Source organism: Thermopolyspora sp. NPDC052614 (assembly GCF_040678635.1).
GTDB lineage: Bacteria > Actinomycetota > Actinomycetes > Streptosporangiales > Streptosporangiaceae > Thermopolyspora.
In genome coordinates this window covers 254,357-271,781 of the sequence record NZ_JBFATZ010000007.1, presented here as the reverse complement: position 1 = coordinate 271,781, position 17,425 = coordinate 254,357, and the positions used below count along the sequence as shown (strand labels likewise).

Annotated in this window: 17 protein-coding genes; 7 read left to right on the top strand and 10 right to left on the bottom strand. The window is 72.9% G+C overall.

What is annotated here, in order from left to right:
• On the bottom strand, positions 1–666 hold the full coding sequence (locus tag AB0K60_RS18015) for an ATP-binding cassette domain-containing protein (protein WP_364055509.1): 666 nt from the start codon (positions 664–666) through the stop codon (positions 1–3).
• A gap of 431 nt (positions 667–1,097) precedes the next feature.
• On the opposite strand from AB0K60_RS18015, the gene AB0K60_RS18010 reads away from it, so the two are divergent.
• Both AB0K60_RS18010 and AB0K60_RS18005 read left to right on the top strand, forming a co-directional pair.
• Positions 1,098–2,102, top strand: a complete 1,005-nt coding sequence (locus AB0K60_RS18010) for a TerC family protein (protein ID WP_364055506.1) — start codon at positions 1,098–1,100, stop codon at positions 2,100–2,102.
• Between the two features lie 238 nt (positions 2,103–2,340).
• On the top strand, positions 2,341–2,523 hold the full coding sequence (locus AB0K60_RS18005) for a hypothetical protein (protein ID WP_364055503.1): 183 nt from the start codon (positions 2,341–2,343) through the stop codon (positions 2,521–2,523).
• A gap of 376 nt (positions 2,524–2,899) precedes the next feature.
• Here the strand turns inward: AB0K60_RS18005 and AB0K60_RS18000 are convergent, their stop codons facing one another.
• A complete protein-coding gene (locus AB0K60_RS18000) occupies positions 2,900–4,507 on the bottom strand; it encodes an MFS transporter (protein WP_364055499.1) in 1,608 nt (535 codons plus the stop codon).
• 76 nt (positions 4,508–4,583) lie between these two features.
• On the opposite strand from AB0K60_RS18000, the gene AB0K60_RS17995 reads away from it, so the two are divergent.
• Complete coding sequence (locus AB0K60_RS17995; RefSeq protein ID WP_364055496.1) at positions 4,584–5,066, top strand: MerR family transcriptional regulator; 483 nt, start codon at positions 4,584–4,586, stop codon at positions 5,064–5,066.
• A gap of 4 nt (positions 5,067–5,070) precedes the next feature.
• Here AB0K60_RS17995 and AB0K60_RS17990 read toward each other — a convergent pair whose 3' ends face one another.
• The 6 genes from AB0K60_RS17990 to AB0K60_RS17965 form a co-directional block, all read right to left on the bottom strand.
• On the bottom strand, positions 5,071–5,352 hold the full coding sequence (locus tag AB0K60_RS17990) for a muconolactone Delta-isomerase family protein (protein ID WP_364055493.1): 282 nt from the start codon (positions 5,350–5,352) through the stop codon (positions 5,071–5,073).
• Positions 5,353–5,449: 97 nt separating this feature from the next.
• Positions 5,450–6,157: an alpha/beta hydrolase gene (locus tag AB0K60_RS17985; RefSeq protein ID WP_364055490.1), complete on the bottom strand. Its 708-nt coding sequence runs from the start codon at positions 6,155–6,157 to the stop codon at positions 5,450–5,452.
• A gap of 291 nt (positions 6,158–6,448) precedes the next feature.
• A complete protein-coding gene (locus AB0K60_RS17980; protein WP_364055487.1) occupies positions 6,449–6,754 on the bottom strand; it encodes a hypothetical protein in 306 nt (101 codons plus the stop codon).
• An 80-nt stretch (positions 6,755–6,834) separates the two neighbouring features.
• Positions 6,835–7,515 (bottom strand): response regulator transcription factor, encoded by a 681-nt coding sequence (locus AB0K60_RS17975; protein WP_364055484.1) that lies wholly within the window; start codon positions 7,513–7,515, stop codon positions 6,835–6,837.
• The gene (locus AB0K60_RS17970; protein ID WP_364055481.1) at positions 7,512–9,134 is read right to left on the bottom strand and encodes a histidine kinase; all 1,623 of its coding nucleotides are present in this window, start codon (positions 9,132–9,134) and stop codon (positions 7,512–7,514) included. The genes AB0K60_RS17975 and AB0K60_RS17970 overlap by 4 nt, the downstream gene beginning before the upstream one ends.
• Positions 9,135–9,383: 249 nt before the next feature.
• Positions 9,384–10,730 (bottom strand): MFS transporter, encoded by a 1,347-nt coding sequence (locus tag AB0K60_RS17965; protein ID WP_364055478.1) that lies wholly within the window; start codon positions 10,728–10,730, stop codon positions 9,384–9,386.
• A 304-nt stretch (positions 10,731–11,034) separates the two neighbouring features.
• Between AB0K60_RS17965 and AB0K60_RS17960 the strand changes: the two genes are divergently transcribed.
• A complete protein-coding gene (locus tag AB0K60_RS17960) occupies positions 11,035–11,961 on the top strand; it encodes an endonuclease/exonuclease/phosphatase family protein (RefSeq protein ID WP_364055475.1) in 927 nt (308 codons plus the stop codon).
• 59 nt (positions 11,962–12,020) lie between these two features.
• Here AB0K60_RS17960 and AB0K60_RS17955 read toward each other — a convergent pair whose 3' ends face one another.
• Both AB0K60_RS17955 and AB0K60_RS17950 read right to left on the bottom strand, forming a co-directional pair.
• Positions 12,021–13,031 (bottom strand): aldose epimerase family protein, encoded by a 1,011-nt coding sequence (locus AB0K60_RS17955; protein ID WP_364055472.1) that lies wholly within the window; start codon positions 13,029–13,031, stop codon positions 12,021–12,023.
• A complete protein-coding gene (locus AB0K60_RS17950; protein WP_364055469.1) occupies positions 13,003–13,998 on the bottom strand; it encodes a LacI family DNA-binding transcriptional regulator in 996 nt (331 codons plus the stop codon). Before AB0K60_RS17950 ends, AB0K60_RS17955 begins: the two co-directional genes overlap by 29 nt.
• Before the next feature lie 229 nt (positions 13,999–14,227).
• Here AB0K60_RS17950 and AB0K60_RS17945 point away from each other — a divergent pair, with 229 nt between their 5' ends.
• From AB0K60_RS17945 to AB0K60_RS17935, 3 genes are all read left to right on the top strand, one after another.
• A complete protein-coding gene (locus tag AB0K60_RS17945; RefSeq protein ID WP_364055466.1) occupies positions 14,228–15,112 on the top strand; it encodes an NAD(P)-dependent oxidoreductase in 885 nt (294 codons plus the stop codon).
• Between the two features lie 277 nt (positions 15,113–15,389).
• Positions 15,390–16,280: a 5-dehydro-4-deoxyglucarate dehydratase gene (locus AB0K60_RS17940; RefSeq protein WP_364055463.1), complete on the top strand. Its 891-nt coding sequence runs from the start codon at positions 15,390–15,392 to the stop codon at positions 16,278–16,280.
• Positions 16,277–17,329 carry a mandelate racemase/muconate lactonizing enzyme family protein gene (locus AB0K60_RS17935; RefSeq protein ID WP_364055460.1) on the top strand — a complete coding sequence of 351 codons (1,053 nt, stop codon included), beginning with the start codon at positions 16,277–16,279 and terminating at the stop codon, positions 17,327–17,329. The genes AB0K60_RS17940 and AB0K60_RS17935 overlap by 4 nt, the downstream gene beginning before the upstream one ends.
• Positions 17,330–17,425: the final 96 nt, after the last annotated feature.

Genomic DNA, 17,425 nt, shown 5'->3' with positions numbered 1-17,425 from the left:
TCACCGGCCCGCCGGCGAGCCGTGCGCCCGGGCGCCCGCCGCGCGCAGCTCGATCACCCGGTCGCACCGCTCGGCCACCTCCGGGTCGTGCGTGGCGATGATCAGCGCGGCGCCGCGGTCGGCCGCGGCCGTCAGCTCGTCCAGCACGAGCGCGCGGTGCGCGGCGTCCTGCTCGGCGGTGGGCTCGTCGGCGAGCAGCACGCGGGGGCGCAGCGCGAGCGCGCGGGCGATCGCGACCCGCTGCTGCTGGCCGCCGGACAGCTCCTCGATGAGGTGGTCGGCGTGCCGGGCCAGGCGCAGGCGCTCCAGCGGCGCGGCCGCCTCGGCCATCGCCCGGCGGGGGTCGCGCCCGGCCGCGCGCAGCACCACCTCGATGTTCTCCGCCGCGGTGAGCAGGGTGAGCAGGCCGTACGACTGGAGGACCAGGGCCAGTTCCATGCGCAGGCCGGGATTCTCGGCGAGCGGGACGCCGCGCACCAGCACCTGCCCCGAGGCCGGTGGGAGCAGCCCGGCCAGGGTGGTGAGCAGGGTGGTCTTGCCGGAGCCCGACGGCCCCATCAGGGCGAGCCGCTCGCCGGCGCGGACCCGCAGCGTGAGTCCGGAGACGAGCTCCCTGCCGCCCGCCCGGCAGCTCAGGGCGTGGCAGGACAGCGCGGGCTCGGGCATGCGTGCCTCCGGCGGTGGCGGGTGACGGCCGTTTTGACTCCCAGTGCAGATCGTCTTTGTGTGGGCCGGCCTACATCATGGTCACGAACGCATCACAATCGTTCACCCTCGGGGAGGGGGATCGGGGTGTTTCGGGCCGGATGTCCCCGGCCGCCTTCGGTCACCGCCGCACCGGCCATGCGCCGCGGGCATGTCACGGGCCCGCCCGGGTACGTGAGGTCCGATCATGGCCCGCGGCGGCGAAAGGACGACGTTCGTGTCAGGACGACGACCGATGCGGTCAACCCGGTACCGGAATACGCGAACTTTTCTTCGCTCTTCTTCGTTGAGCGGTTGCGAGCGCGGGATCGGCGAGGTGTGGGCCGGGACGCCGCGCGGAAGCGAAGGTGTGGCGCGCCCGGGACCGGGCGGCTCGACGGAGGGTGCCGAGCGTGTTTGACATCTGGTCGTGGGTCGTCGTCATCGGCGTCGTGCTGGCGCTGCTCGCGCTCGACTTCTTCGTCGCCGTACGGCGTCCGCACGCGGTGGGCCTGCGGGAGGCCGTGTTCTGGTCGGCCTTCTACTTCGCGGTGGCGATCGCCTTCGGGCTGGCGCTGTGGCCGGTCAAGGGAGGCGATGTCGCCACCGAGTTCATCGCCGGGTGGCTGGTGGAGAAGAGCCTGTCGGTGGACAACCTGTTCGTGTTCGTCATCATCATGGGCCGGTTCGCGGTGCCGCCGGAGCACCAGCAGAAGGCGCTGCTGTTCGGCATCATCGTCGCGCTGGCGATGCGCTCGGTGCTGATCGCGGTGGGCGCGGCGGCCGTGTCGGCGTTCTCGTTCACCTTCCTGCTGTTCGGCCTGCTGCTGATCTGGACGGCGATCCAGCTCCTGCGGCACCACGACCAGGACCCCGACATCGAGGACAACCCCCTGCTCAAGGTGCTCCGCCGGCTGGTGCCGGTCACCGAGGGGTTCCGGGAGGGGCGGCTGACGGTCCAGGAGGGGGGCAGGCGGATGATCACGCCGCTGTTCCTCGTCTTCGCCGCCATCGGCAGCACCGACCTGCTGTTCGCCCTGGACTCCATCCCGGCGATCTTCGGGATCACCCGGGAGCCGCTGCTCGTCTTCGCCGCCAACGCGTTCGCGCTGCTGGGCCTGCGGGCGCTGTACTTCCTCATCGAGGGCCTGCTGGAGCGGCTGGTCTACCTGTCGATCGGCCTGTCGCTGATCCTCGCCTTCATCGGCGTCAAGCTGATCCTGCTGTTCCTGCACGAGGACGTGTCGGCGGCCATCCCGCACATCCCCACCCCGGTCTCGCTGGGTGTGATCTTCCTGATCCTGATCGTCACGGTGGCCGCGAGCGCCTGGCGGGCGCGGCGGCACCCCGAGGAGCGGGCCCACGCCGGTTCGCTGCGGCAGCTCCGCAAGGAGCGGGAGGGGGAACGCCGCGCGTAGCGTTCGTGCCGGCCGTCGGCGGACGGATTGACGGAGCGCGAGATGACATAGCGGCCGTTACCGATGAACCATCGCGAAGCGGTCGGCGTAGCACAGGATGTGCCGTTCTCGTGGGACCTACTCGCCGACTCCTTCTCGTGGGACTCCGCCGTCGCGACGGCGAAGCCACCGCACCGGGCGGCCGGTGAGGCGGTGGATCGCGGCGCGCCGATGGGGAGTTGCCCCCGGCACGCCGATCATGCGAAGATCATTGGCGTCGGCGGCGGGCTACCGGCCGTGCCGGGCTCCCGCGCCCTCCAAGGCGTCCATGACGACGGACTGGGGGATCGCGCCGGTCATCTCCGGCTCGTTCTCGGTGCGCGCGGCGGGCGCGGGCGTCGGCGCGGCGTTCGCGGCCGGACGGCAGGTGCAGAAACCATGACGGACGATCAAGTTTCCGCGCTCAACGCTGTAGGCGGAGCGGTCCTGCACAACCGGAACCCGGCCGCATTGGTCGCACAACTGAACAGTCATTAGCGTCGTCCTGTAAATCGAGAAGGCTGAGACAGCAGGTTATCGGCCCGGTCACCGGCGTCCGCATCGGGTGGTGCGGCGGCCGGCGCAAGCAGGGGAGGTCGTTCCTCCCTCCATCCTGCCTCACCATCCCCCGGATGGACCACCGATTGCCCCGCCCTTTTCCCGTAATCTGCCCGATCGAACCCGATCTCGCCCGCCGATCTCGCCGATCCCTCCCCGACGGTGCCCACATCGCCACCAACCACAATCAAGCCGGACAGACATCTTCATAAGCGCATATTTCACCGCGTTCCCGCCCGGTCGCCGTGACCTCGCCACCGCCGACGCCCGTGCGCCAGGAGGGCCAGGGCGACCCCCGCCGCCGCGGCCACGGCGGTGCCGAGGAAGGCCGCGCGGAAGGCGTCGTCGCCGGGCTCCGAGCCGAGGACGAGCGTGAGCGCGGCGACGGTGAGGGCGGCCGCCAGGTACTGGGAGGTGGTGATCAGCGCTCCGGCGGTGCCCTGGTGCTCGGCGGGGACCTCGCCGGTGCCGATGATGAACATCGAGGTGTAGATCACCCCGTGTCCCGCGCCGCTCAGCACCAGACCCGGCAGCAGGTGGGCCGCGTAGGAGTCGCCGTGCAGGGCCGTTGCCAGCCAGCCCAGGCCGACGGCGGCGACGGCGAACCCGGCCGCGAGCACCGCGTGCGCGGGCAGCCGCCGGACCGCGCGGCCCGCGGCCATGCTGCCCGCCGTGACCATCGCGGCCAGCGGGAGGAACGCCAGGCCCGCCGCGAGCGGCCCGTACCCCTTCGCCGCCTGCAGCAGCAACGTGACCAGATAGAACTCCGAACCCACGCTGGCCATGTAGAGCGCGGCGGCCGCCGAGCCGATGCCGAGCGACCGGGTCCCGCGCAGCACGCGTTCGATCAGGACGTGGCGTGAGCGGACCTCGTTCACGGCGAAGGCGCCCAGCGCCACCAGGCCGACGGCCAGCGTGCCCAGCGTCGGCGGCGCGCTCCAGCCCGCCTGCGCGCCGAGGGTGAGTCCCCCGACGATCGCCAGCGCGGCGGTCGTGCCAAGCACGGAGGCCAGCAGCGGTATCGGCGCGGCGCCGGATTGGCCGGATTCGCCGGTTCCCCGGACGTCCCGCCAGCCACGTCCCCAAAGGTCCTTCCGGGCGAGCCCCCGGCCGGACCACGAACGCCGCCGACGCTGATGCGGACTCGGCGAAGCGGGCCGACATGCGTCCCCTTGGGTCCGGACGCCGTTTTCCGGCCCGGGTCGCCCGCCGACGCGTGCGCGGGCGGCCAGGGCGCACCAGAGGGCGAGCGGCACGTTGATCAGGAACGTGAGCCGCCAGGACGAGGTGGTGAGCAGGCCGCCGAGGATCGCGCCCGCGGCCAGCCCCGACGCCCCGACCGCCCCCCACACGGCCAGGGCCCTGCTGCGGGACGGTCCCGCCGGAAACATGGTGCCGATGAGCCCGAGCACCGCCGGTTGCAGCAGCGCGGCGGCGAACCCCTGCGCGCCGCGCGCCGCGAGCAGCACCCCGCCGCCCCCGGCGAGCCCGCCGACGGCGCCGGCGGCCCCGAACAGGGTGATGGCCGCGATGAACAGCCGCCGCACCCCCAGCCGGTCCGCCAGTCTCCCACCGGCCATCAGGAACCCGGCGAACGGCACCGCGTACGCGCTGATCACCCACTGCGCGAGCGCGGGATCGAGCGCGAGGTCCCGCGCGATGCTCGGCAGGGCGACGTAGATGATCGAGTAGTCGAGGGCGAGGAGGAACTGCGCCACCGACGGCACGGCGAGCGCACCCCGCGAAACGCCAGCCGCCGGGCGGCCCGCCTCCGTACCGCTTAGCGAGGATGCCGCCCCGGTGGGGGCGATCCCACTGTCACAGGTCATGCCGACAGGGTCGAACCCTCACACTACTGTGAAGGTCAAGCCGGCAGGGCAAGGGCGATAGGGAAAGGACATCGCGGTGCGGATCGGCGAACTGGCGCGGCGTACGAACGTTCCCGCGCGCCTGCTGCGCTACTACGAGGAGCAGGGACTGCTCACGCCCGGCCGCGCCGCCAACGGCTACCGCGACTACGACGAGAGCGTGATCGACCGGGTCACGCAGATTCGCGGGCTGCTGGAGTCCGGCCTGCCCATCAGGGCCGTCAAGATGATCCTCCCGTGTCTTGACGACCCGTGCACGATCCACCCGGCCGACATCGATCCCGAGGTCATCGCGCTCCTTGAGGAGCAACGCGAGCTCATGGACCGCCGCATCCGCTGCCTCGCCAGAAACCGCGACAAGCTCGGCGCCTACCTCGACGCCGTACGCGCCCGCGTCACGTCTCCGCCGGACCGAGAGGACCGGGAGGACCGGGAGGATCGAGGGGATCGTGGCGGATCGGCCGGACGATCCGGCGCAGAGGCGGCCGGGAGGCCCGCGTCGGGTCCGGTCGCGCCGTGATCGGCTAGGCTTCGCGCTCCTGGGGGTGGGTGGCGAGCGGTTCGACGGTGATGTCCATCCAGGGGGCCATCGGCAGCGACATCAGGGCGTCGTGCAGTTCGGTGGCGTCGGCCGCCTCGTACAGGCCGATCGTCCCCGTACGGCCCGGCACCCGCCACAGCCGCTTGAGGATGCCGGACTCCCGCAGTTCCCGGGCGCGGGCGCGCTCGGCCGCGCGCAGGCGGTCGCGCTGCTCGGCGGGGGTCTCGGGGGGCATGCGGTTCTCGGTCCGGACGAGAAACTCCACGTCGTCTCCTGGTCGGGGTCTCCTGGTCGGGGCTCGGGTCGATCGCGTGCCCGGGTGGGCCCGTACGCGGGGTGAGGGCGGCGGCGCCGGTTAGCCGTCAGGCCGCGGCCAGTTCCAGCAGCAGCTCGGCGAGCGCCTTGGGCGCGGTCACCATCGCCTCGTGGCCGGTGTCCAGGTCGTAAACCGGCCAGCCGCGCTCCCGGGCGCGGTCGGCCTGCCCCTGGAAGACCCGCATCCAGCTCACGCACTCGATGAAGGCGGCCGGGACCTGCGCGACCGCGCCGGTCAGGTGGAGCCGGTCGGTGTAGGTCTTCCACGGATGCGGGGTGAGTTTGGGCGTCAGCCACTCCAGGTCGGCGGGGTCGGTGACGCCCAGCGCCTTCAGCGGCCGGACCGGCACCAGCCAGCCGAAGCCCCGCTCGGCCGCGGAGTCGGCCCAGTGGTGTTCGACCCGCTCGGGGAGCAGTTCCCGGGCCGCCTCGCCGTCCTCGCCGACGAAGGCGTCCAGGTAGACGCGCTTGGCGACCGCGTTCGGGCGGCGGTCGGCGACGCCGGTGATCACCTGGCCGGCGTAACTGTGCCCGACCAGGGTCACGCCGGTCAGGCCCAGCGTGTCCAGCACCCGGACGACGTCCTCGATGTGCGTCTCCAGCCCCACCATCGGGGACAGCAGGTGGGCACGCTCCGACAATCCGGTCAGGGTTGGGGTGTGGACGGCGTGACCGGCGGCGCGCAGATGCGGCGCCACCCGATCCCAGCACCAACCGCCGTGCCAGGCACCGTGAACCAGGACGAATGTACTCAACTCAGCGCTCATTCCGCGGCCACTCTCACCGGCGTCCACGTCCTCCTCGATCACGGCCCGTCGCCTCGGAAGCGGGACGTCTCCTCGTCGCCAACACGATAATTCCCGGCTCCGCGGACGCGGGCATCGCGCCCCGGGCCGGGGTGACGCGGCCGGACGTGGGTCCGTGGCCGCGCTCACGAACAACCGTAGGAAGCCGTCCGGTACGGAGAATCGTCCCGATGTCAACCGTGAAGGGAGCGATGCGACCGGTGGCGGCTACGTCATCCGTCGTACGCGTCCGGCGTGTCCTCACGATCGTCGCGGCAGGTCAGGCGGCCGGAGTGCATCGTCGCGTGCGGGAGGGCATCGGGGCGCGCCGAGCACGCCGGCAACGGCCTCACCATCGACGACACCGCCGCCATCCGCGCCCTCCTCCTGGCCGAGTACGCCGCCTGGGCACCGTCCCTGCGCCGCCTGATCGCCGACAACGCCGGCCGCTACGTCGACCGCCCCATCTTCGCCCCGGTCGGGGGTTTCGTAGCCCGCGACGCGGGCCCCTTCGAGTTTGATGGTGTACTGCTCGGCGAACTCGAAACGCGACCCCTCGACGCGCACCCGGCGGTCGTCCGGGGCGGGTGCGCCCGGCGAGCACACCCCCGCACGGCGTCGGCGGATCCTCCGGCCCGTGGCCGCGATCAGCCCGGCGGAGGGATCAAGCCCTCCTTGATGGCGAGCAGGGCGGCCTGCGTGCGGGAGGAGAGCTGCAGCTTGCTGAGGACGTTGCTGACGTGGGTGCGGGCCGTGCGCTCGCTGATGGCCAGGCGGTCGGCGATCTCGCGGTTGGAGTAGCCCTGGGCGACGAGCGTGAGGATCTCCCGTTCCCGCGTGGTGAGCGCGGACAGGCCCACGTTGGGCGCGACCATCCGCCGGGTGAGCTGGCGGGCGACGGCGGAGTCCAGGTGCACCTCGCCCTCGGCCGCGGCGCGGATCGCGGTGACGACCTCGTCGGGGTCGGCGTCCTTGAGCAGGTAGCCGGCGGCCCCGGCGGCCAGCGCCGCGTGCACCCGCTCGGCCTCGCCGAAGCTGGTGAGCACCACGACCTTCACCTCCGGGTGGGCCCGGACGATCGCGGCGGTCGCCTCCACCCCGCCCATGCGCGGCATCTGCAGGTCCATCAGCACCACGTCGGGCAGCGGCTCGCCCATGGTCTGCCACTGCCGCAGCCGGGCGATGGCCTGCTGGCCGTCGCCGGCCTCCCCGACCACCCGCAACGAGGGCACGGTGTCGACGTAGGCCTGCAGGCCGCGCCGTATGATGGCGTGGTCGTCCACGATCATCACGCGGATGACCTCGGACAGGGTCTCGTTCCCGCTCAACGCACGCTCTCCGATCCGTCGCGCGGCCCGTCCTCGGTCCCGTCCCACCGCCGGGCGCGCGAGGCCGGGAGCCGTACGGCCACCGTCCAGCCGCGGTCGGGGCGCGGACCGGCGGCGACCCGGCCGCCCCACCGCTGCGCCCGCTCCCGCATCGACACCAGGCCGAGGGTGTGCCTGCCGAGCTCGTCCGCTCGGCGGCGCGAACCGCCGCCCAGTCCCACGCCGTTGTCGGTGACCTCGATCAACAGGCCGTTGTCCCAATCGTCACGCCACCGCTCGCCGATCCCGTCCTCGACGGGCCGTCTGTCGCCGTCGGCGTTCCGCAGCCGGTCGAAGCGGATCACGACCTCGCTGGCGTTGGCGTGCTTGACCACGTTGTGCAGCGCCTCCTGGACGATGCGATAGAGGTCCTCCTGCTGGTCGAGCGCGGCGTCGAACCGCAGTCCCTCGGCCACCCGCACCTCGATGGACAGGCCGGTACGCGCCTGCAGGCTTTCGGCGTGCGCCCGCACCGCGTCCACCAGGCCGTGCTCGGCCAGATCGAGGGGGCGCAGCTCGTAGACGAGCCCGCGCAGGTCGGCGAGGGCGCTCTGGGTGAGCTCGGCCAGTTCCTCCGCGCCCCGGCCCACCAGGGCCAGGTCGGGGTCGGGGCGGTCGAGCTGGGCGCGCAGCGCCTTGGCCTGCATCCGCATCGAGAACAGCTGCTGCACCACCGAGTCGTGCAGGTCCCTGGCGAGGCGGCGGCGCTCGTGCGAACGGGTGTCGGCCAGCAACGCGGCGGTGTCGATGGCGACCGCCGCGTGCCCCGCCATCGCCTCCAGGAAGGCCAGCGAGCCCGGCCCCGGATCCTCCCCTGGCGCGTAGTAGGCGTTGATCACGCCGACGCAGCGGCCGCGGACCATCAGGGGCATCGCCACGAAGCAGTCCCAGTCGGGATAGCCCATGATCTCGTGCAGCGGCTTCCACCGGGGATCGGCCATGATCGCCGGCTTGCGGTGCGGGACCACGATCGGCCGCCGGGTGCGGTAGGCGTCCATGAAGCGGACCCGGGCGCCGCGGCGGCGGCACGCGCTGAGCTTGTCGGTGAAGTCGCGCGCGTCGCCGAAGCCCGCCATGCCGAGCACGCGCAGCTCGTCCTCGGGGTCGTCGAGCGCCAGGATCTGCACGGCGGAGATGTGCGCCGTCATCACGACCTCGTGCGCCACCGCGTCCAGGGTCGCGCGCAGCGAGTACAGGTCGGCGACGCTGGAGGCCGCCCGCACGATCGCGGTGAGGCGCTCCTGCTGGCGCAGGGTGTCGGTCACGTCGCCGAACCACACCGCGTAACCGGTGCCCCCGATGGGGGCCACGCGGTACTCGAGGTCGCGTTTGCGCCCGTCCGGCACCGGCCAGGAGGCGTGACCGCCCTCCAGGGGCGCGGCGAGGTCGAAGGGGCTCGCCCGCCCGAGCAGTTCCTCGGCCGGACGGCCCAGGATGCGCACGGCGGCGGGGTTCAGCATGCGGAAACGGCCCCTGTCATCGAGCACCGCCAGACCTCCGCCGGAAACCTCCAGCAAGGCCTTCAGCGCGGCCTCGTCCACGCTGCCCGGCGAACGGGCGGCGCCGACAGTGGAAACCACTCGCCCTGCCACCTCTTGCCTGATCAACGAGGTCGGCCGCCCTGGGCCGACTGCGGCTCAGACTACTACAGCCCGTGGCGGGGACGAATGTGACGTCCCGCCACACGGAAGTCTCGGCGGATCGGACGCCGCGCCGCGTACCGCGTGGTCAGGGGTGGTCAGGGGTGGTCAGGGGTGGTCAGGGGTGGTCAGGGGCGGTCAGGGGCGGTCAGGGGCGGTCAGGGGTGGTCGGAAGCCAGGAGGGGTCGGTCAGGGCTTGCGCCCCGACGGCAGCAATGTCAGGCGCAGCCGGTGCACCACCGGGTCCCAGGGCCACCTCGCGGCCTCGCCCGCCTTCTGGACGCCGGACACGGCAACCAGGCTGATCAGGGACAGGGCCGAGATGTAGAGGGCCACGGCGGTGGAGGTCTCGTAGATCTTGAACAGCGCGGCCGCGACGAGCGGGGTCACCGCCCCGCCGATCACGCCGCCCGCGGAGTAGGCGATGGAGATGCCGCTGTAGCGGACCCGCACGTCGAACATCTCGGTGAACAGGCCGCCCTGGGCCCCCGCCATGACGCCCTGGACGATCGCCGCGACGACGAACGCCGGCAGCGCCATCGCCACTCGGCCGGTGTTGACCAGCGCGAACATCGGGATCGGCCAGATCACCGCGGACAGCGCGCCGGCGAGGTACACCTTCTTGGCGCCGACGCGGTCACTGACGCGCGCCGACGCGTAGATCGCGCCGATCCAGATCACGGTCGAGGAGAGGATCAGCGTCAGCAGGGTGCTCCGCTCGAAGCCGACCTGCTGCGTGCCGTACGTGAGCATGTAGACGATCACCGTGTAGCCGAGGGCGGGCGGCGCCATCGCCGCCAGCGCGCCCAACACGAGGTTGCGCCGGTCGCGGCCGACCAGTTCGTTGACGGGCAGTTTGACGATCCTGTTCTCCCGCCTCATCCGCTCGAACTCCGGCGACTCCGACAGCCGCCGGCGCATGACGAGGCCGAAGACCACCAGCCCGATGCTGATCAGGAAGGGGATGCGCCAGCCGTACGCCTCGAAGGAGTCGTCGCTCATGCCGGAGACGGCGAGGAACGCCAGATTCGAGGTGAGCACCCCGACCGGGACGCCGAACTGGGCGAAGCTGCCGTACAGCGCCCGGCGCCCGGGCCCGGCGCTCTCGGTGGCGATGAGGATCGCGCCGCCCCACTCGCCCGAGGCGCCGAACCCCTGCAGGACGCGAAGGACGACCAGGAGCAGGGGCGCCGCCACGCCGACGGCCGCGTACGTGGGCAGCACGCCGATGAGGAAGGTCGAGCCGCCGATCAGCAACAGGGTGACGATCAGCGTCGGCGTGCGCCCGACGCGGTCGCCGAAATGGCCGACGACCGCCGCGCCGATCGGGCGGGCGAGGAATCCCACGGCGAACGTCGCGAAGGCGGCCAGGGTGCCCGCGGTCGCGTCGAACCGGGGGAAGAAGATCGTTTCGAAGACCAGCGCCGAGGCGGTGCCGAAGATGTAGTAGTCGTAAGACTCGATCGACGTGCCGACGAAGGCGGCCGCGAAGACGGTTCGCCTCGATGCCGGCGCCGTGCCGGTGCCAAATGCCACGCGTGGATGCTCCCTCGATGCCGTACGGGCGGATGAATGTGCGACGGTTCCCTTTAGAGAAGATCGCCGGTATTCACCGCCCTCGGCGGCGTCTGCTAACTTCTCGCACAGTGGAAATCTATTCCGCGCGGCTCTCGTCCGGCGGCCGGTCGGCCCGGCGAGCCCGGCCACCGGCGCGGGACGGTCGCCACCCGCCCGGCCGGACGTGCCGTCGCGCCCGGCGGGCCGCGGGTTCCCGTTCTCCGCGGGCCGTTCCGCGCCGTCGTCGCGCACGCGGGCCGGTGAACGGCGCCGCCGGGGGCCGATGATGCGGCCGCCCGCCCTCCGGCTCCTGCCGTGGCGGTTGCTGATCGCGGGAACGCTGCTCGCGGTGGTCGCCGCGCTGGCGATCTGGACCCCCGCCGCGCCCGCGCGGGCGGAGCTGTCGGTCATGACGTGGAACGTCTGCACGGCCACCAACCCGGTGTGCGGCCTGTACCGGGCCGACGGGCAGCGGCTCGCCGAGCACGTCGGGCGGCGCGTGATCGGCGGGCCGATCCGGGCCGACATCGTGTTTTTGCAGGAGTTCTGCACCGAGGCGGCGCGGCCCCTGGAGCTGTGGCTGGAGCGGGCCACCGGCCGGGAGTGGAGCGTGCGGTCGTGGGCGCTCACCTCGGCCGACGGCCGGCCCTACGCCTGCCGCCCGGACCAGTCCGGGCGTTCCCGGGGCGCCCAGAGCATCGCCGTCGCGGTCGCCGAGCCCGAGCACGCGGTCACCTTCGACACGCTGCCGCTCGACGCCCCGCCCTGGTACGTCAAGCGGGCCGCGCAGTGCGTCACGATCCCGGCCAGGCGGATCCACGCCTGCGGCGCGCACCTGTCGGCGGGCACCGCCTATGACGATCGTCAGCCGGGCGCGCCGTACCGGACCCGGCAGATCGAGCAGCTCTTGCGCTATGCCGCCAAGCCGGGTTACCGGGTCGTGGTGGGCGGCGATCTGAACGTCGCGCCGCCGGACGGCGGCGCCGGGGCGCCCGGCGGCCTTCTCGCCGCCGCCCCCGCGTACCGCGTTTACGCCGAGTGCGACCAGGCCGGTACGGCCCGCACCGGCCGGTGGACCTACAGCGGCAACGGCGCGCGCAAGAAGCTCGACTACCTCTTCGCCGCCAAGGGCACCATCCGCGCCTGCCACCTTCCCGACTCCACCTACCAGTCCGACCACCGCCCCCTCTACCTGCGCGTGGCCCTCTGAGCCCCTCCGCCCGGCCTTCTTTTTGCGGCCTTTCGCGGCCTTTCGCGCGCGGCGGCGGGTCAGGCCGGGAAGCGATACTCCGTGGTGGAGCGGAACTCCTCGCCGGGCAGCAGCACGGTGGAGGGGAAGCCGGGTCTGTTCGGGGAATCCGGGAAGTGCTGGGTCTCCAGGCAGAGACCGGCGTGCGGGCCGTACGGGGTGGCGGCCGGGTCGAGCATGCCGCCGGCGTAGAACTGGACGCCGGGCTCGGTGGTGGTGACCTCCATGACGCGCCCGCTGAGCGGGTCGGTCACGGTGACGGGGCCTTCGAGCACGAAGCAGTGGTCGTAGGCGCCGTTCCTGCGGTCGCCGATGGCGTGGGGGGTGGTGAAGTCGAAGTCGGTGCCCTTGACGGGGGCGAGCTCGCCTGTGGGGATCTTGGTGGCGTCGACGGGGAGATAGCGGGGCGCGTCCATGCGCAGGATGTGGCCGAGGATCCCCGGGCCACCGGGTGAGCCGCCGATGCTGGACCGGCCGTCGGGTCGCCCCTCGCCGGGGTCGGCGTTCCCATCGACCCCGGCGAGGTTGAAGTAGGAGTGGTTGGTGAGGTTGAGCACCGTGGGGGCGTCGGTGGTGGCGCGGTACTCGATGCGCAGGGCGTCGGCCGTGAGGGTGTAGGCGACCTGGGCGGTCAGCGTCCCCGGGTAGCCCTGGTCCCCGTCCGGGCTGACCAGCGTGAGGGTGATCGACGAGCCGGTGACGGACTCGGCCCGCCACACCCGCTTGTCGAAGCCCTCGGCGCCGCCGTGCAGGCTGTTGGGCCCGTCGTTGATCGGCAGCCGGTACTCGCGCCCGTCGAGCGTGAAGCGCCCGCCCGCGATGCGGTTGCCGTACCGGCCGACGACCGCGCCGAAATAGCGGCTCCGGGTCAGGTAGTCCGCCAGGGAGGCGCAGCCGAGCACCACGTTCACCCCGTCCACCTCCAGCGACTGCAGGATCGCGCCGTAGGTGAGGACGGCGGCGCGCAGCCGACCGTTCGCCAGGACGTGACGGAAAACGGTTTCACCCGACGGCGTGGTGCCGAAGATCACTGCGTACCTCTCCCGTTGATTCGCGGACCACCAGGGCGGTCTCCAGGCTGGCGACGGTGGGGGCGGCCTGGTCGCCGACCGACTGCAGCAGCATGTCGACGGCCAGGCGCCCGGCGGCGGCCGTGGGCATGGCGATCGTGGTGAGCTTGGGCCGGTTGAGCCGCCCGGCGCCGATGTCGTCCACGCCGATCACGCTGAGGTCGGCGGGAACGCGCACCCCACGCTCGTACAGGCCCTCGATCAGGCCGATGGCGACCAGGTCGTTGTAGGCGAGCACGCCCGTGGCCCCCGAGGCGATCACCTCGTCGGCCGCGGCCTGGCCGCCCTGCTCGGTGGGGGCGTTGGGGCCGAGGACGATCACCTCGACGCCGCGGACCGCGGTGGCCGCCTGGCGCATCCGCCCGCCGGTCCACGAGCCGCTGGGCCCGGAGACCAGCGCGATCCTACGGTGGCCGAGCCCGGCCAGGTGCTCGATGGCGCGGCGGGCGCCGTGGCCGACGTCCATCAGCACGGTGGGCATGCCCCGGATGCGGCGGTTGACCACGACGAAGGGGACGTCCTCGCGCAGGCGCTCGATCGCCCGGTTCGACAGCCGGGGGCTGCACAGCAGCACGCCGTCGACCTGCTTGGACAGGGTCTGGATGAGCTCCTCCTCCACCTGCGGATCCTCGTCGGTGTCGGCGACGAACACGTGGTAGTCGCGAGCCCTGGCCTGCGCCTGCGCCGCCTTGATCAGCGGCGGGAAGAACGGATTGGAGATGTCGGCCACGATCAGGCCGATGTTGTGGGTACGCCCGGTGGTCAGCGCCCGCGCGGCCCGGTTGGGCCGGTACCCTAGGCCCTCGGCGACCGCCAGGACCCGCGTGCGGGTGTCGGCGTTGACCAGGTGCGGCGCGGAGAAGGCACGCGACACCGTGGAGACGTGCACCCCGGAGGCCCGGGCCACGTCACGTATCGTCACCGCCACGTTCGCCCCTCCTTATCTCCCCCGATCCCGAAATATTAGTGCAACCGTTTGCGTGAGGCGGTTGCCCTCACCCCGGCCCGCCGGAACGCCGGAGGTTGTAGCCCCATCTGGTCAATCATGGCCGACATGCCCGGCCGACGGCGACCGGGCCGCTTGACGTCCCGCCGGAAGGCCTTGATACTTTTTGCAACCGGTTGCTGTCCAATACCCAGGGAGACGTGAATACCCGATGGCACGGATTGTGGTGACCGGTAGCGCCGGACGGCTCGGCCGCAGCGTCGTCGCCTCGCTGGCGCAGTCCGGCCACGAGGTGATCGGCGTCGACCTGGCGCCGGGCACCCCGGCGGAGGCCGCCGCCACCCTGCCCGCCGACCTGACCGACCTCGGCGAGGCGTACGAGGTGATGACCCGCTTCCGCCCCGACTCCGTCGTCCACCTGGCGGCGATCGCCACCCCCTTCGCCCGCTCCGACGGGCTGACCTTTCGCACCAACACCCAGCTCGCCTTCAACGCCTGCCAGGCCGCCGCCGCCGTCGGCGTGCCCCGCGTCGTGGTCGCCAGCAGCCCCACCGTGATCGGGTACGGCGCGCCGTCCGGCTGGGCCCCCCGGTACCTGCCCATCGACGAGGAGCACCCCACCGAGCCGTGGAACGCCTACGGCGTCTCCAAGCTCGTCGCCGAGCAGGTGATGGCCTCCTGCGCGCGCTCCTCGGCGACGCGGTTCGCCGCGGTGCGGCCCTGCTTCGTGGTGTCGCCCGAGGAGTGGGCCGGGGCCCCCACCCAGTCCGGCCACACCATCGCCGAGCGGCTGGACCGGCCCGAGATCGCCGGGGTCTCGCTGTTCAACTACATCGACGCCCGGGACGCGGCCGAGATGATCGCCGCCCTGCTCGACAGGCTGCCCGAGTTGCCCAACGGCGAGGTGTTCTTCGCCGGCGCGGCCGACGCGCTGGCCCGCGAGCCGCTGGCCGAACTGCTCCCCCGCGTCCTGCCGTCCACCGCCGGCCTCGCCGACGGCCTGACCGGCACCAGCCCGGCGTTCTCCTCCGCCAAGGCCGAGCGCCTGCTCGGCTGGACGGCCAAGCGGAGCTGGCGTACCGAGCTGACGATCTGATCGGCGCGACCGTGCGCGACGCCCGCGATCGCACAGGCCGCGCCGCCCGCGCCGCCCACGCGGCCCACGCGGCCCACGCGGCCCACGACGCCGAGCCGACGACGTCCCGCACACGACGGTCCGCACACGACGGTCCGCACACGACGGTCCGCACACGACGGTCCGCACCGTCCGCAACTCGGAACCGGCGACGCCGCGCCGTCGCGACGCACCGGGAGCACGGCCCCGGCGACCCGCCCGACCACCGAGCCCGGATCCCCACGCCCAAGGAGTGCCGATGAACCTCAGCGGAGTCCTCTTCTTCCCCGTCACCCCGTTCGACGACGACGGCGAACTGGCGGGTGACGTGCTGGCCGAGCACGTCACCCGCGGCATGGAGCACCGGCCGGGGGCCGTCTTCGCGGCCTGCGGCACCGGCGAGTTCTCCGCGCTGTCTGAGGCCGAGCACGCGGCGGTGGTGCGGGTGGCCGTGCGGGCCGCCGGCGGCCGGGCGCCGGTGTTCGCCGGGGCGGGCGGCCCGTACGGGGCGGCGCGGGCGCAGGCGCGGGCGGCCCGCGAGGCGGGGGCGGACGGCCTGCTGCTGATGCCGCCGTACCTGGCGGCGGGACCGCACGAGGGGCTGGTGGCGTACGTGCGCGGCATCGCCGCCGAGGGGCTGCCGGTCATCGTCTACCAGCGCGGCTCGATCGCGCTCACCCCCGAGCAGGTCGTCGAGCTGGCCCGGATCCCCAACGTGGCCGGCCTCAAGGACGGTCTGGGCGACATCGACCGCATGCGCCGCATCGTGCTCGCGGTGCGCCGCGAGATCGGCGACGGCTTCACCTTCTTCAACGGCCTGCCCACCGCCGAGCTCACCATGGACGCCTACCGGGGCATCGGCGTGACCCTGTACTCCTCGGCGGCGTTCGCGTTCGTCCCCGAGGTCGCCACCGCCTTCCTCACCGGCGCCGGCGACCTGCCCGCCCGCCTGCTCACCGAGTTCTACGAGCCCCTGGTACGGCTGCGCGCCCGCGTCCCCGGCTACGCCGTCGCCCTGGTCAAGGCGGGCGTACGGCTCACCGGCCTGGACGTGGGCTCGGTGCGTCCGCCGCTGGTCGACCCCGCCCCCGAGCACGTGGCGGAGCTGGAGGCCCTGATCAAGCACGGCCGCGCCCTGGCCGAGTCATGATCACCGAGCTGCGGGTCACCCCGCGTACCCCCGAACTGCCCCGGCCCTGGGGCCCCGACGTCCCCGTGCACCACGTGCTGATCTGCGAGGTCGTCCTCGACGACGGACGCACCGGCACCGGCTTCTGCTGGACGCCGACGATCGGGGCGAAGGCCGTACGCGCCCTGCTGGAGGACGACGTCCGCGCCGCACTGATCGGCATGGCGGACCCGCATCCGCAGGTGGTGTGGGACCGGCTGTGGCGGCGCCTGCGCGAGGCGGGCGGCGGCGGGGTCACCACGATCGCGCTCGCCGGCGTCGACATGGCGCTGTGGGACCTGCACTGCGGCGGACGCGGCCTGGTGGACGTGCTCGGCAGGCGCCGCTCCAGCGTCCCGGTGTACGGCAGCGGCGTCAACCGCCACTACACCCTCGAGGAGCTGGTCGCCCAGGCGGAGCGCTGGAAGGCGGCCGGGTACCCGGCGGTCAAGATGAAGGTCGGCCTGCCCGACCTGCGCGAGGACGTCGAGCGGGTGGCCGCCGTCCGCGAGGTGATCGGCCCGGACACGCCGCTGATGATCGACGCCAACCAGTTGTGGGACCTGTACCGGGCCCGCCGCGCCGTCGAGGCGCTCGCGCCGTACGGCCTGCACTGGCTGGAGGAGCCGCTGCCCGCCGATGACGTGGCGGCGCACGTGGAGCTGCGGCGCAGCGTGGCGGTGCCGATCGCGGTCGGCGAGAACGTCTACACCGCCTACGGCTTCCGCGACCTGCTGACCGCGGGCGCCTGCGACGTCATCCAGCCCAACGTGGTCCGCGTCGGCGGGATCACCCCGTTCCTGCGGATCGCGGAGCTGGCGCGCACGTTCGGCGTTCCGACCTACCCCCACCTGCTGCCGGAGATCTCCGGCCAGCTCGCGCTGACCCTGCCGCTCCCCTGCATGGTCGAGGACGTCGAGGACGCGTCCTTCGCCGCGCTCGGGCTGCTCGCGGAGCCGTACCCGGTCGAAATCGACGGCCCCGACCTGCGGGTGGGCGACCACCCGGGCCTCGGCCTCAACTGGACCTGAGGACCCGGGCGGTTGGCCGCGGACGGACGGGCAGCGGGCCGGACGACGCACCGGGGCGCGCATGGCGGACGGAGGTGATTGCGGATGCCCTTCAGG